Source organism: Catonella massiliensis (assembly GCF_016651435.1).
Taxonomy (GTDB): Bacteria; Bacillota; Clostridia; order Lachnospirales; family Lachnospiraceae; genus Catonella; species Catonella massiliensis.
Genome location: NZ_JAEPRJ010000001.1, coordinates 1,119,326 through 1,135,501, shown reverse-complemented (window position 1 = coordinate 1,135,501; position 16,176 = coordinate 1,119,326). Strand labels below are relative to the sequence as shown.

The following is a 16,176-nucleotide window of genomic DNA, read 5'->3' as shown; positions in this document are numbered from 1 at the left end:
TCTATTTTTTCTTAAATTTAACCATATCTTTCCTATTTGCAGGAAATACAGCGTAGTATGTCTTACCTGTATTTACAAGCACTTCGTTTTTATGCTCCTTGTCATAGAAGAACTTAGTCTTGTCCGCGTCGCCTTTCTTCTTCCAATAAACCTTTATTCCTCTGCCGTTTGTTATATAATAACCGCTTCCTGACTGATTTATCAAATCCATTGTCTGATAGCCATTGTGGTCTTTGTTGTACTCATTTACAAACTGAATAAAAATATTCTTAAACTTAAGAGCCTTTCCTGTACCTTTATCGATATGTTTGGTGCCAAAAGCAAATCTGGTATAAGACTTGTCCTTTTTTCCATAAGTAAAGTAAGGAGTCATATATGCTGAAAAAGGAACCTTCACATATTCCGACTTAAATGAACCCTTCTCATCATTTTTAACCTCTTCATCCGAGAAATTAAAATGTGAAGTAAGGCCTTTTCTTGGTTTCGTTCTTATTTTCTTGTCCTTTACAGCCTGCATTATACCCTTGGCACTTGCAAAAGCGTTGTGAGGTGCGCGGATAGTGTTATCTCTGTAGAATGCCTTAGCTCCCTCCCAGGATAGGCCGGAAACAGTGTCTACTCCAAGTTTTTTAATCTCATCTATGGCATAATGTGTCTGACCAAAATGAATAAAAATGGCATCAAACTCATTAGCAAAGTCCACATAATAATGTCTTGCACTTCTTACAGAGCCTATCCTATCTCCCTTCATATAGTCAAAGACTCCCATAAGTCTGGTGATTCCTCCCTCTGCAAGGATTTCATATAAAATGTCCGCTCTGCCTGTTCCTGTCTGTGGATAGGCAAATTCTATGTTGTTGAACATAAAGGCGAAAGGACGCTTATTCTTATACTTTTTATCCAGAGCCTTACCGCTTAAAGGGCTGGTATACTCAGGCTTAATAGCTCCTGCAGGTGTTACAGTCGATGATATATTCAGACTTGATGCAGGCTTATTATCTACAACTGCTTTAGATGACTCAGTCTTTGCACTTGAAGTGGTAACATTGTCTGCCTTTTTGCCACAAGCAGATAAAAGCATAAACACTGAGGTAACAGCCAGTAATCCGGTAACTAATATTTTCTTTTTCATATCATCCTCCATTTCTTGTTATACCGAGGGCATCAAGTATGGCTTCTTGTTTTACTTCCATCACTTTTCTTTCTGCCTCGTCTATATGGTCATATCCCAGCAAATGAAGCATACTGTGAGCAATAAGAAATGCAAATTCTCTTTTTTTGCTATGCCCATACTCATCTGCCTGCTCATATACTTTATCGACAGAAATCATGATATCTCCCAGCAGGAGCTCATCTGTTTCAGGATTTATATAACTTTCAGGATTTGCTTCAACATAAGAAAAGTCAGAAGGATAATCATAGTCAACCATAGGAAACGAAAGCACATCCGTAGGCCTATCTATTCCCCTAAATTCCTTATTAGCTGTATGTATTTCTCCATTTCCCGTAAGAAGCACATTTACCTCGGTTTCATAGGGACAGTTCTCGGTTTCAAGAGTCTTATTAATTACAGCTTCAATAACTTCTTCATAATCAAAGTCAAGCTCTCTATTAACTTCATTCTCCACTAAAATAGTCATAGCTTACCCTTGCCTCCTCCAAAAGATAATCCTTTATGAATTTGTATTCATTAAGAGAAAGACCTGATGCATCAAGCCTTCCCGCCATCAAGCATGAGTCCATTACGATGTCTACTATAGCTGTTACACTTCTCTTTAGCCCTTTACCGTCTAAGAAATCAATGGTTTGGTTAAGCTTACATACTATCATGGTTATGGCTGTCTCCTTAGACCTCGGATAACCAAGCTTAAAATTATGCTCCTTTATAAAGTCTGTAACTTCAATAGGAAAATTATTTTCTTTGGCTAGAATCAGCCCCTCTTTAACATAGTTATTGCTTACGGCTCTTCCACACTCAGCAAAGAAACTACCTACTTCTGCAAGACTTACCCTTCCTTCTATGAGTTTTGCTATATCTTTAACGAGCTTAGAAGTCCTAGATGCCTTATTAAAAAGCTCTTCATTAGCTGAAATCAGTTTATACGCAGTATTATTTTCACTTAAAAGATACGAATAATCTTTATCTTCAGGCTCCTTATCTGTTAGGACAATATCGTTAGTACCGACAGTCCCAGCTACAACAGTTTCTGTAAGGATTATTTCTTGTTCTACAGATGTAGTATCTACATCTTTATTACTTTTTTCTACGTCTGCCACTTTTATTTCAGACTCCATAACATCAGATACAGCTTTGCCATCTTTTTCATCTAAATCAACTGTTTCATCCTTAGCCTCAGTGCCTTCAGTAACTTCCGCCTCTTTAATAATGGAGTTTATCTGCTTAAACATAAGCCAGCCTATTATGACACAGATGGTTATAATCAATGCTTCCTTTAGATAGTACAGGCTAAAAAGCATTTCCATATCCATACCGTGCAGAATCAAAAAGAAGGCTGCTTCAAATGACAACAAACAGATAATCGAATAAACCAAGCTCACAAAGTCTGAGTAGTATCTGGTTAGAATGATAAGTATAACAGCCGTTAAGAGACTCTTTGCCACATACTCAGGTGTAGCTTCAGTAAATATTGTAGTTATAAGCACATAGGCGAAAACAGACATAAATGAGCTGATTATCCCCGAGAAAAACACTGATAGCAATATCCCTATCAAAAACAGCCATCTAAGCGTAGATATATCCGAGAATACAGCAACGCACACTGTAAATATAAATCCTGATACAGAAAAAATCTCCTGCTTGATTCCACACTTTTTATTATCTAAAGCAGCCCTGGTATATCTGTCATATAACTTATAGATTATACAAAATGCACAGACAAAAAGGGTGATTCCAACAGCCTTAAATATATCTCCGAATTGAAGCATCCCAAAGGCTGCACATAGGGGTACTGAAAAAAATATATAGCAATCCTGTAAAAAGTAATGCTTAGGGTCATCTACGGTCATCTACGATAGCTCCTTTTATTTTCTTTATGCAGATTCTTCTTCTCGTACTCATCATAAGCAGTAACTATTCTTTGTACTAAAGGATGACGAACCACATCCTTGTTGGTCAGGTTAGAAAAACCTATCCCCTCAATATTCTTAAGTATCTTAACCGCCTCTTCAAGACCTGACTTGACACCGTTTGCAAGGTCTTTCTGTGTTAAATCTCCTGTAATAACAACCTTAGAGCCAAAGCCTATTCTTGTAAGAAACATCTTCATCTGAGCAGGAGTGGTATTCTGCGCCTCATCCAGTATGATGAATGCATTATCAAGAGTCCTTCCCCTCATATAGGCAAGAGGAGCGACTTCTATAAGTCCCTTTTCTGCATTTGCCTGAAAGGTCTCTGCTCCCATTATCTGGTTAAGGGCATCATATAAAGGCCTTAGATAAGGGTCTACCTTGCTTTGTAAATCTCCCGGCAGGAATCCTAACTTTTCTCCCGCCTCTATGGCAGGTCTTGTTAATATTATCCTCTCTATCTTGTTATCCTTAAAGGCCTGAATAGCCATAGCCATAGCAAGATAGGTCTTTCCCGTACCGGCAGGACCCAGTCCAAATACTATAATATCCTTCTTAATCTGGTCTACATACTTCTTCTGACCGATAGTCTTAGGCTTGACAGGCTTACCACTCACAGTATGTGCAATAATCTCTTTATCTATGCTTTCAAGACTCTCAGCAGAATCTACAGGCTCTTTGATAATGGAAACGGCATAGTTTACCTGCTGCTCAGTTATATCAGTTCCTCTAAGAGAAAGGGCTAAAAGCTGCTCCATTACCTTAAGAGCCCCTCTCACATCTTCTTTATTTCCTTTTATATGTGTAACTCCATCTCTTGAGACTACTTCTACCCCAAAAGACTTCTCTATTATCTTGATATTACTGTCAAATGCACCTGATACATTTGACTCGTGACTAACCGGTATATTTATTGTAATTTCAGAAACTGCCAAGTTATATGCTCCTTTATTGTTAATAATAAAACTAATTAATACGCTAAAAAGACGCAGAGCCATATCGACACTGCGTCCTTTCAACTTTAATTATTTGAATTTGCGTTTTCTAGCAGCCTCAGACTTTTTCTTACGTCTGACAGATGGCTTCTCGTAATGCTCTCTTTTACGAATCTCCTGCTGAATACCAGCCTTCGCGCAGTTTCTCTTGAAACGGCGAAGAGCGCTATCAAGAGTTTCGTTTTCTTTAACGATTACATTTGACATTCTCTCACCAACCCTCCCCTCCAGCTGTAGATTTAGTGCCGACAACTGATTGGGTAATAATAACCATAGCACAATAGGTATTCTACACTATTTAACTCCATTTGTCAAGCCGAAATTTTAATTACTGCTTGCGCAGGATTTCGTAGTAGTTTTTCAACTTAAATGCAACATGGTGTTGCACTTACTCTGACAGGTACCTCTGTTGCATTTACATTGAAAGATATTGTTGCTGGCACAGGTTTTTTCAATCAGAAGTATTGCTGATTTCCTCGAGAAATCCCCTTCTACCATTTCAAGAGAAATACATAAGCATTCACTTGTCAAAATGCCTAATTCCTGTGACTGCAATGATTATAATGGATGCAATGTTAAGCATGTATGTGGTTCCAAAGACTGTAATAAAAAATGCCGCTCCTGCCATCTTGCCAAAAAATACTGTGAACATTATGACAAAAGAAGCTGTGAACACCGGAACGGTTCCAAGGTAAAGCTGTGCAACGGATGTACAAAACTAAAGCTTAAAATAATAAGCGAAAGTGATGTAAATTTGACTCCAAAACTATTAAAACACTAAACAGGAATAAAGTAAATACCTTTCAAAGTAAACGCAACACTAAAAACCGTTGCATTTAACCTGAAAGATGCAGTTTCAGGTCTGTTTGCTATACTCTTTTTTCGCCCAAAGCAATAAAATCAAACCAAATTTGATTAAATTCAGTCTGATTTTATTGATATAATTTATCATTTAGTCTTATCTTTGTTTAAGCCGCAACAGCAATCATATTCGCCCCGGCAATAATAATGTTCAATCCAAAATTGATTCCGATAGCAACAATGAGACCTGTCGGATTGAACAGGCTGAGCACTCCGCAGACAATGAGCAGGATTCCCGCAATAAGGATAAGCCACCAGCGTCTTCCAAGGATCTCTGCATCGAGAGCCTTTCTTACTTTGTGGATACGAAGCGCCACCATGATTCGGATCACACCTACTACGATCAGCCAGATTGCTGCAAGATAAACAATTGTCATATCTACGATCAGCTGCATAGCCGTACTGCCGATCAGGATGATGCCAAATACGAGAGAAGCAATCGCTCCGGCAAGCTCCCAACCGGAGGACATTCCCTCCTTCTTTCTTTCATGCCAGAGTATGATACCGCCAACGGAGTCAATGATCATATTGACGCCGACTACATATCCGAGCGTCATATATGTCATAACCGGATTCATAAGGCAGTACATGCCCGTAATGATCATCACAATTCCAAGGATAAAGGTTACGATTCTACTTGTTTTCATAATAATCTCCATTCCGCCGCCTTCGGCTGGCGGCACAAATAGTAATGAAAGTGTTTCAACTCTCTACGTTATGCTTTAAAATGGTTTGCAAGAAGCTATACTACAAAGCACGTGAGGAGGAGTTGTAATAACTTTCTTCGTTTTAGACAGCATAATAATCAGTGTAAGTTCTGCCTTTTCAAGCACAAATGAGTGGTATTACGAATCCGTACACTAAGAATTGCTTAAGCGCCTTAGTTTAATTGTGTGGCAGTTCAGTCAATGGCTTCTTATCATTTACGAAAGGAGTCTGACTATGAAAGTTACTTACCAAACCTGTTGTGGTGTCGATGTTCACAAATCTTTTCTCGTTGCCACGATTGTAAAAACTACGGGTGGCATTGAACCATCTTACCAAAAGAAGCGCTTTTCCACCTTTAACAATTCAATTCTTGAGTTCAAGCAATGGCTTCTCGACAATGATTGTCATGATGTCTGCATGGAATCCACAGGTAAATACTGGGTTCCTGTCTTTAATCTTCTGGAAGATGAGATCAATGTTGTCATTGCCAATCCCAAGTGGGTAAAGGCTGTGAAAGGCAACAAAGATGATACCAAAGATTCTAAATGGATTGGGGATTTATTCCGTCTCGGACTTGTCAAAGGCAGCTATATCCCTTGTAAGATAGTCCGTATTCTCAGGGAATACACTCGCTATCGTTGCAAGCTTGTTTCCTGCCGTTCAAGTGAAAAGAATCGATACCAGAATGCTCTTACTGTTTGTAATGTTGCATTAGATTCTGTTGTTTCCGATATCTTTGGGAAGTCATCCACGTCCATTATCGACTATCTACTTGAACAATCGGGTACATCCATTAACCACGAAGAAATCGCATCTAAGCTTCTTCGGAGCCTCAAATCCAAAGAAGATGCTGTTATAGAATCCGTCGAAGGATATCAGATGACTGATGCCCAAAAATACCGTATGCGCCTCGTCCGCGCACATATGGATTATATCACAGCAGAAATCAAAGATGTTGATAAAATGATAGAAAATATGATTTCTTCTAATCCTGATTTTGAAAATGCTGTCCAGTTCCTCTGTACCATTCCGGGTGTCAAATGTGATAGTGCAATAACTATCATCTCCGAAATCGGTACGGATATGTCTCAGTTCTCAAGTTCCAAACGTTTATGCTGTTGGGCTGGTTTAACACCTGGCAGCAATGAATCTGCTGGTAAGAAGAAATCTGTTCGGATTACACGTGCCGGAGTCTACCTCAAACCTGCATTAGTACAGTGTGCTCATGCAGCCGTAAAATCTGACCAATCTCCTTACTACAAAAAGAAATATGAATCTCTTGTTAAACGTCGTGGCAAGAAAAGAGCCATTATCGCTATTGCCCGTATGATTCTTACTGCCATCTACCAAATGCTGTCTACTGGCGAGCAGTGGAATCCGAGCGACCTTTATAAAATCGATGTGCCTGAAGCTCTTATTGAAAAACAAAAGGCAAAAGCTATCAAGCAAGCCAAGAAACTATTGCAACGAGAGGGACTACTTCCTCCTGATGAGCCAGTAGCTTCTTAATCGAATTTTCTAACTCAATAACACTTCAAAAAGTTGCCTGCCTTAGACAGCTTAGTTAAGTGCGCCAATCTATGGCTTTCCTATACTTTCTTTCACACTATCCACCTCACAGTTCTATTACATGCGGAGCAATGTCCGGATCATGATTGGCAATCACTTGAATACAGTTGTTTTTTTTTGCTTGCGTGAAAAAATTAATTTTAATATCGTTTGTTATTTTTGTTGCCCTTCATATTTTTGATAAATCGAGTATACAGAAAAAAAGGCTCTTTGTCAACTGAAGTGGGTTGAATGGTTTGTGTCAAGTAATCGTTGTAGTTTTGAAGCTTAAATGCAATCTGGTTTTGCACCTACTTTGGCAGTTATCCCCTGTTGCGCAAAAAAACTCCCACCCTCAAGCGGGGTGGGAATCTCATATTTTTATTTACCTAATGTATAATATACTAAAAGTAAATCAGATGAATCCTATTAGATTTCTTCTTTACGTCTTCTAAATGCAAAACCTGCCATAAGTACAAGTCCTGCACCGGCAGCGTAGTACCAAGTTGTAGCCGCGCCACCTGTCTTAGGAAGCGCCTTACGGTTCTTCTTTGCCTTGAAGCCATCTAAAGGAGTCTTATCATCTTCAAATACATACTCTTTCTTTCCATTAGGCTTAGTCACCTTTACAACCTTACCCTGAGGTGTTCCATCATTTCCTATAACCTCGAATTCATCAGGGCTGTTAGGATCATTAGGATTAGGTGTATTGTTTATTGGATATGAAGGTATGCTAGGTGTTGGAGTTGGTGTATCAGGTGTCTTAGGTGTAACCGGAATCAGAGGTGTCGGATTCTCAGGTGTTGGTGGGTCAACCGGCTTTTTAGGATTCTCAGGTGTTGGGTTAACCGGAGTAGGAGGCGTAACAGGTTTTTTCTTGTTAATTACCGTAAGCACTCTCTTCTCAAGTGTTGCCTGACCTTCATAGTTACCGTCTAAAGCAATGTTTAAGTCACCATTTTCGAGCTCAACCACCTTTATCTTGTAAGTAACTCCGTTTGTCTCATAGCCTTCAGGAGCCTTTGTCTCAGTAAGCTCATAGCTGCCTGCAACGATATTTTCAAACATAACTGCTCCATCTGTAACAGTCTTTACTGTTCCCATATCCTGCTCAGTTACGTTAGAGTCTGCAAGCCTCTTTAATCTAAACTCTGCTCCTGCAAGTTCTTCACCATCGGCATTCTTCTTAACGATCTGAAGCTTGTCATAGTTTATATCCTTAAGACTTCCCCAAGCATTAGCTTCTATGCTGTGCTTAACACCAACTTTCCTACCTATCTGCTTTGATTTTTCTATAAGGACTACATCATTTTCAAGCTCATCACCCTTCTTTGCATCCGGTGCAAAGTCGGTAATATATGATATCTTGTATGATGTGTCATTGTCCGGAATATTGACTATTAACTTTTTCTGCTCAAGGTCATAAACAAAAATCTTATCAAGTCCTTCTGTAATCTCCACAGGATTTACAAAATTTCCTTCTGCATCAAAGCTACCCTTCCAGATTTTGTAATTGTCATCATTAAAGGCAAGATTAGCAGTACCCTTTTCTTTTCTAAGCACAAGATTTCCTTTAAGCTGATCTTCAAGCCTGAGCTTGGTTTCATTGTTATCGTTATAAACCTTATAAGGCTTGTAGAAGAGGTTCCACTTTATGTAGCCGTTCTTGTCAATGAAGATCTTGTCGCCATCATAATTCTTCCAAAGGAATCTATCGTCGTAATCAGCTTTCGCAGTCTTCTCAATTTGAATATAGGCTCTTTCATCGCCCTGAATCCACATTTTTGCGGTATTCCAAACTTGGCCAATTTCATTCATTGGCTCGTCACTCTTAAGCTCAGCCTTTACAAAAATAACATAAGGACTATTTAGCTTGTCGAATGTAAATCTTATTTTATTATAGTTATTATAATAGTCTTTATCGAGAAGCGCAAATATATTGTTATCGGATATTTCCTTGTCGCTAAGAGGCTCACCAACAGCATTAACAATGGAGCCTACGCTTCTTGCTCTGTCAGAAGGTATATGAGCAAACTTACCGAATCTATGGTCAGCTTCACTGGTATCTTTGTATTTAAGAGCAGGCTCTCCCTTGTAGATGAGGAAATACTTGTCGCGGCCTTCCTCTTTCTTAATAGGTACAAGCTTTAGATGATAAGATAATTCATCGCTTAATACGAACTTACCTATATCACCCTGAACATCCTTAATGTCTTTTGCATTTACGCTAATCTTAAATACCACGCTTCTTGTCTCTTTATCATAAGCTGTTTCAGTATTATCAATAGCAATTTTATTGTTAGCGTCAAACACATCATTATTTGCAGCTGCTACATCATAATCGGTAAGGAACTTCTTAGCCGCTGTTCTTGAGAGTACCTGCTTATCAAGAAGCTTTGACTGATAATGGTATTCAACCATCTTGTTAAGTAATACGTTGCCTCCTGACGCAAGCAAGTAGTAGTTCTGAAGCCTGTTTAACCCGTCTTCACGCTCGGATACAATCAAATTGTGCTCCATAACTTTTGACTTAAACTTAACAAAGTTATCTACTCCCTGAACGAGCTTTACCTCAAGGACATGTCCTACTACATTACCATCCTTAACTACTTCGTATACATTATTTGTAACACCACTTGTAGCATCAGTGATTGGTTTGTTAATGTTCATTAACTTCTGGTGTCTGCCCATGGTCTCATCACCAGCAGGATTCTTTGGAAATAATTTTTCCAAGCTTACCCCGCTTGCAAGTGTCGCAGCACTGCTTTCACCAAGCTTTCTAAGTGAATATCCGTTCGTAGAGTTGATTGTATCACTATCTACCCTTACATTCTTATCAAAAATGAAGGCATCGTACATGTAGTAGTCACCAGGTGCGGCTATTGTATTTTTATCAGCAGTCATTGTCCACTCAGGCTCATTGCTTATATACTCACCTAATCCTGCGTCAAAAGCATTATCACTGCTTACTGCTAACTGGCTTTTAGCAGTCTTATTGATTGTACCTATCTGACCATTGCCACCGTGTACGTCTAAGATAGATGCATGTAGCTTTGTCTTAAACTTAATGTTATTATTCCACCATACATACGCATCATTGTCAAATCGTGAACTGTAATTATCAGCGTCTACCTTTGTTAGGATAGTAAGAAGGAATCTCTCTTTAACATTAGGTATGGTAAAGGTATGGTTATCTCCAGAAACTACAGGAGTTAACTCTGTTTTTTCCTCTTTCCAGGTATTCTTTGTCTTATCAAAAGTCTGTACAAAAGCCTTCTCAAATTTCTGAGGTATTCTTCCGGTTTTATCTTTGGTAAGTTCGTCAGAAATGGTTACATCTCCTAAGTCATACTCAGGACGGTTGAACTCTACTGTCCAGGTAATTGTCTTAGTGCCTTCATTGAAGCTTCCAAGCTTTTCTCCCATTTTTCTAACGGTAACGTCTCTATGTTTAGACCAGAACTGACTTGTTCCATATTTTATGAGGTGTATATCATTAGGATAATTTCTCACACCTGAAGAGCCAAAATCACCGCCAAAGTTTACATCAGTACTATACTTGAGTACTGCTTTACCTACATTAGAAGGATCCAGGTCATCTGCCTTTACTGTATAGTACATGATATTGGTATATCCTGTATCTCTTAGGGTTGCAATTGATAAGCCTGATGATTCATCTCTTGATTTACCATTTACGGTAAATGTACCTTCTATAAAATTGTTTCCGTTTACTCCACCCTTTGGATAGTCACGGAAGGTATAGCCTTCTATACTAAGAGGTACCCTTGGGGTAACTCCTCTTACATATCTTTCAGCTGTAATAGTCCAGTCAATCTTAGAGTTCTTCACGTCAAGAACGCCTGTCTTTGTAAGATTGACATCACCGACTATTTCTCCAAGTTGATAGTCTTTACCAAAAATTCTAATCACTTTCTCATTGGTTGTAGTAAAGTCAAACTTAGAAAGGTCAGTAATTAAGGTAACTGATGCACCTATTGAAGTGCTGTCCTTTTCAAAAACAGCGTCATCTGTGTTGGAAAAATCAAATTTAACCTTGATATTTCCATCGTCATCACAGGTAAAGATAGCATCACAAATCTTAAGTTTTGATGCCGTATCTTCTACAGGGCGCACAACTTCATTAACACTTCCATTAATCTTTAGCTTGCTTCCTAAATCAAACTGAATATAGTCGCCCTTATTAATGCGGTTTTCTTCAGTTAAACTTTTGTTAAACACAGCGTTAAAGGATACATCCATCCTAATATAATTTGCTGTATTTATTGCTCCTGTAACAGGCTTTTCAACGTTACTGCTATCTTGTTGATAGATAGTTACGTTCACATTCTTTGCAAGATTTGTCTTGTCATTTCCTGCTGCGGCTACATATTCAGGAAGCTTTACGCCGGTTAGCAATATAGCTAACGTAAGTATGATTCCTAATAGTGCTGTTCCATGTTTTTTCCACATATTTTTACTCTCCTTGTAAATTATTTCCCCTCCCGCACCTGCGGAAAGATTATATCCCTTCCTTGGGATCCCTCATGGTTACAAATAGCAAAATATTTGGCATATATTTTACCACTTGTAATATTTATACCAAAAATCCACAAAAAGTGCAAGTAAAAAAAACATACACAAAAATCATTTTATTCGTCACATTTGACAAATGTTTTGATTTTCGTGTATGTTTTGGTAACCTTTATCGGTATATCTGTATTTTATACTTATTACTCTTCTTCTTTACGTTTTCTAAATGTAAAGCCTGCCATAACTACAAGACCCATTCCTGCTGCATAGTACCAAACTGTGGATGCGCCACCTGTCTTAGGAAGTGCCTTGGTATGGCTCTTCTTTGCCTTAAATCCGTCTAAAGGTGTTTTATCCTTCTCAAAGATATACTCCTTTTCTCCATTTGGCTTGGTTTTCTTAACAACCTTACCCTGAGGAGTTCCATCATTTCCTATAACCTCAAATTCATCAGGACTGTTAGGGTCATTTGGATTTGGTGTATTGTTTATAGGATATGAAGGTATAGAAGGTGTTGGGTTTGGTGTATTAGGTGTTGTAGGATTAACCGGAATCAGTGGTGTTGGGTTCTCAGGTGTTGGTGGAACCACTGGCTTCTCAGGTGTTGGTGGGGTTGGAGGTGTTACAGGCTTCTTATTGTTGATTACTGTAAGTACCTTCTGTTCAAAGCTTGCCTTTCCTTCATAGTTGCCATCTAATACGATGCTCAAATCACCATTCTCAAGCTCAACAACCTTAATCTTATATACAACTCCGTTTGTTTCATAACCTTCTGGTGCTTTTGTCTCTGTAAGCTCATAGCTTCCAGCAACAAGATTCTTAAACTTAACAGCGCCATTTGTTACAGTCTCAACAGTTCCCATATCCTTCTCTGTAACTGTTCCGTCTGCAAGTCTCTTTAAGCTAAACTTTGCTCCTGCAAGCGCTTCACCATCAATATTCTTCTTGATTATCTGAAGCACATTATAGTTCATATCCTTAAGGCTTCCCCAGACATTAGCTTCCACCTGGTGGCTTACTCTTACTTCACGGCCTACCACTTTGTCTGCCTCTATGAGAGCAACGCTATTCTCAAGAGAAGCGTTCTTTTCCACATCTTTTGCAAAGTCTGTGATATATGAGAATCTGTATCCTGCGTTTCTATCAGGAATATGCATAACCAGCTTCTTCTTTGCAAGGTCATACTTGAATATTTCATCAAGTCCTGTAGTAATCTCTACCGCATTAACAAAGTTACCGGCATCGTCATACTCACCCTTCCATACCTTATAGTTATCATCTGCAAATATAAGCTTGTCTGTACCCTTTTCTTTTCTAAGTACAAGGTAACGGTTTACCTCATCCTCAAGTCTAACTGTAGCTGTATCGTTGGCAGCATATACTCTGTATGGCTTGTAGTACACATTCCAGTTGATGTAGCCATGGTCATCGATGAAGACCTTATCTGCGTCATGGTTCTTCCAAAGGAATCTTTCATCATACTTCGCATATGCATTTTTAGAAATAGTGGAATAACTGCCATCAAGCTTAATTGTGGCATTGTTCCATACCTCGCCTTTTTCATTAGCAGTAATGTCTTTTTTCATTACAGCCTTTACAAAGATAACATAAGGGCTGTCTATCTTGTCAAACGAGAAAGTAATCAAATCATTATGGAAACCATCACTTCTAATATCGGTGGTTATGCCTTTATCAGTTATTTCCTGATCTGAAAGAGGATTACCTACAGCATTTACCAGTGAGCCGATTTCTCCTGTGATATCATTAGAAAATGTCGGAACACTGCCATATCTCTGATCTGCTTCATTTGTATCTTTGTACTTAAGTGTAGGCTCACCCTTGTAGATAAGGAAGTACTTATTATCCTTTATTGGTGCAAGTTTTAGGTTGGAATCTAATTCGTCTGTTAATATAAACTTTCCTAAGTCACCGTTTACATCCTTGATATCCTTTGCATTTACACTTATTTTAAACACTACAGATCTGGTATCTCTGTCATAAGCTGTGTCTCTGTTGTCAATTGCTCTGTTGTTTACAGAGTCATATACATCACTGTTTGTAGCCTCTGCATTATAATCAGTAAGGAACTTCTTTGCAGCTGTCTTTGAGAGTACATGCTTATCCAAAAGCTTTGGCTGATAGTGGTATCCAACCATCTTATTAAGTACTACGTGAGCTCCCTTTGTAAGGGCAATATAATTCTGTACCTGATATACACCGTCATTACGGTCTAATACAACGAGGTCTTTGTCCATAACTCTTGACTTAAACTTAGCATAGTTATCTACTCCCTGCACAAGCTTAAGCTCAAGTATGTGGCCAACTACTACACCACCCTTAAGGACTTCATATACTGAATTGGTCACTCCGCTTGTAGCCTCTGTAACAGGGCTTTCAGGATTAACAAGCTTCTGATGTCTTCTATAAATTGTATCTCTATTTATTACATTACTTGAAAATACCTTATCAAAGCTCGCACCGCTTGCAAGAGCCGTAACGCTGTTGTCTCCTACTTTTCTTATGGAGAAGCCATTAGCTGTATTTATTGTTTTACTGTCTACATTAACACTATTATCAAAAATGAACGCATCGTACATATAGTAGTCGCCAGGAGTAGACACAGCATCTTTATTAGCTGTTACTGTCCACTCAGGTTCAAAGCCGATATAATCGCCTCTTCCACCTACATATCCCTCATCTCTATCTGCCAATGTCTGGCTTTTAGCGGTCTTGTTAATCTCACCAAATTTTATGTTACCGCCAGGTACAGTATAGATATCAGCATGTAGCTTTGATTTATTCTTTACATTGTTATTCCACCATACGTATGCATCATTGCTAAAGTCTATACGATAGTTGTCTGGCTCAATCTCTGTTTCAATGATAATCTTAAATCTACCTGTGACATTAGGTATGGTAAATGTATGATTGTCGCCTGAAATCACTGGTGTTATTTCAGTCTTAGTATCACTAAATTTAGAGCTTGTATTATCGTAATACTGGATATATGCCTTCTTAAATTTCTGTGGTATCCTGCCCTGATTATCCTTGGTAAGTTCATCTGAAATAGTTACATCACCAAGATTATACTCAGGGTAGTTGAAGTCTATAGTCCAGGTAATTGTCTTTGTATTGGCATCATAAGTACCAGTCTTTTGACCTGTTTTCTTAACAACAACTCCCGCATATGCATCCCAGTATTTGCTTGTTCCGTATTTAACTAATCTTGCTCTATTGCTGTAACTGCGTTGACCCCAATTAAAGTCGCCACCAAAGTTAACATCTGTACTGAGCTTTATTACTGCTTTGTTGTTATTATTAGCATCAAGATCATCCGCCTTTATTGTATAAGACAAAATTCTTGTATACTCACTACCACTTTCATAAAATACATTAAGACCTGATGTTTTATCCCTAGACTTATCATTGATTGTGAATGTTCCTGGGATATAGTTATTACCTAATTCTTTAAGTGATTCAGGGTCTTCTTCTATTGTATATCCTTCAAGGCTAAGAGGCTGCTTTGGCTCTACTCCCTTTACAAACCTTTCAACTGTAATAGTCCAGTCAATCTTAGAGTTCTTTACATCAAGTACTCCGGTTTTTGTTAACTTCGCATCGTCATCAATTGTACCAACCTTGTACTCTTTGCCAAAGATTCTAATTACCTTCTCAGTAGTTGATACAAAATCAAGCTTTGATAGGTCAACCTTTACTTTGATAGAAGCACCTACAGTCGTGCTTTCTTTTTCAAAGACTTCATCAGCAGTGTCTGAAAAATCAAATCTTGCTTTAACGTTGCCATCAGCACTCTTTGTAAAGATTACATCACATATCTTAAGCTTTGAAGCTTTGTCAATGATAGGCTCTTTAATATTATCAAGTGCTTCATTGTCTCCTGCAAACTTAAGCTTATCACCTAAGTTAAACTCTACATAATCACCTTTTTCGATATGCTTATCCGCATCAAGCGCCTGATTAAATACTCCTGTAAATGACATGTCAATCTGAATATCATTTTCTGTATTTATATCTCCTGTAACAGGCTTATAACCATCATATCCTTGCTTTTGTGAGATGGTCATCTTAGCAGTACTTTGCACAAGACTAGTCTTGTCATTACCCGCTGCCGTTACAAATTCAGGCAGTTTTACTCCGGTTAGCACTATAGCAACCGTGAGTATCAGACCTAACAGTGCAGATCCATGTTTCTTCCACATACGTTCTCTCTCCTTTAATATTGTTTTTCCGCCTCCTGCCATCAGCAGAAAGAAGTAAATGTCCCATATTTTGGGTGTCTACGGGTTACAAATAACGTATTAAGTTATTTATAATTTATTACTTGTAACATTTATATCAGAAATTCACGAAAACTGCAAGTAAAAAAAACATACACAAAAATCATTTTCTTTGTTGCATTTAACGAAGAATTTGTTTTCTGTGTATG

General features: G+C 38.4%; 10 protein-coding genes. 2 read left to right on the top strand and 8 right to left on the bottom strand.

The window, feature by feature from the left end:
• Position 1 precedes the first annotated feature (1 nt).
• The 5 genes from JJN12_RS05090 to rpsU form a co-directional block, all read right to left on the bottom strand.
• Complete coding sequence (locus JJN12_RS05090) at positions 2 to 1,132, bottom strand: DUF3048 domain-containing protein (protein WP_208428667.1); 1,131 nt, start codon at positions 1,130 to 1,132, stop codon at positions 2 to 4.
• A gap of 1 nt (position 1,133) precedes the next feature.
• Positions 1,134 to 1,640, bottom strand: coding sequence for an rRNA maturation RNase YbeY (gene ybeY / locus JJN12_RS05085; RefSeq protein ID WP_208428666.1), 507 nt, complete (start codon positions 1,638 to 1,640; stop codon positions 1,134 to 1,136).
• Positions 1,618 to 3,027, bottom strand: a complete 1,410-nt coding sequence (locus JJN12_RS05080) for a hypothetical protein (protein ID WP_208428665.1) — start codon at positions 3,025 to 3,027, stop codon at positions 1,618 to 1,620. Before JJN12_RS05080 ends, ybeY begins: the two co-directional genes overlap by 23 nt.
• Positions 3,024 to 4,022, bottom strand: coding sequence for a PhoH family protein (locus tag JJN12_RS05075; protein WP_208428664.1), 999 nt, complete (start codon positions 4,020 to 4,022; stop codon positions 3,024 to 3,026). Before JJN12_RS05075 ends, JJN12_RS05080 begins: the two co-directional genes overlap by 4 nt.
• Positions 4,023 to 4,112: 90 nt before the next feature.
• Positions 4,113 to 4,289, bottom strand: a complete 177-nt coding sequence (rpsU, locus tag JJN12_RS05070; RefSeq protein ID WP_021886387.1) for a 30S ribosomal protein S21 — start codon at positions 4,287 to 4,289, stop codon at positions 4,113 to 4,115.
• A 223-nt stretch (positions 4,290 to 4,512) separates the two neighbouring features.
• On the opposite strand from rpsU, the gene JJN12_RS14710 reads away from it, so the two are divergent.
• Positions 4,513 to 4,863 (top strand): helix-turn-helix domain-containing protein, encoded by a 351-nt coding sequence (locus JJN12_RS14710; RefSeq protein ID WP_408610913.1) that lies wholly within the window; start codon positions 4,513 to 4,515, stop codon positions 4,861 to 4,863.
• A gap of 187 nt (positions 4,864 to 5,050) precedes the next feature.
• On the opposite strand, the gene JJN12_RS05060 is transcribed toward JJN12_RS14710, so the two are convergent.
• Positions 5,051 to 5,590 (bottom strand): HdeD family acid-resistance protein, encoded by a 540-nt coding sequence (locus tag JJN12_RS05060; protein WP_208428662.1) that lies wholly within the window; start codon positions 5,588 to 5,590, stop codon positions 5,051 to 5,053.
• Positions 5,591 to 5,885: 295 nt separating this feature from the next.
• On the opposite strand from JJN12_RS05060, the gene JJN12_RS05055 reads away from it, so the two are divergent.
• On the top strand, positions 5,886 to 7,160 hold the full coding sequence (locus JJN12_RS05055; protein ID WP_208428661.1) for an IS110 family RNA-guided transposase: 1,275 nt from the start codon (positions 5,886 to 5,888) through the stop codon (positions 7,158 to 7,160).
• 468 nt (positions 7,161 to 7,628) lie between these two features.
• On the opposite strand, the gene JJN12_RS05050 is transcribed toward JJN12_RS05055, so the two are convergent.
• Both JJN12_RS05050 and JJN12_RS05045 read right to left on the bottom strand, forming a co-directional pair.
• Positions 7,629 to 11,669 (bottom strand): SpaA isopeptide-forming pilin-related protein, encoded by a 4,041-nt coding sequence (locus JJN12_RS05050; protein ID WP_208428660.1) that lies wholly within the window; start codon positions 11,667 to 11,669, stop codon positions 7,629 to 7,631.
• A 260-nt stretch (positions 11,670 to 11,929) separates the two neighbouring features.
• Positions 11,930 to 15,949 carry a SpaA isopeptide-forming pilin-related protein gene (locus JJN12_RS05045; protein ID WP_208428659.1) on the bottom strand — a complete coding sequence of 1,340 codons (4,020 nt, stop codon included), beginning with the start codon at positions 15,947 to 15,949 and terminating at the stop codon, positions 11,930 to 11,932.
• Positions 15,950 to 16,176: the final 227 nt, after the last annotated feature.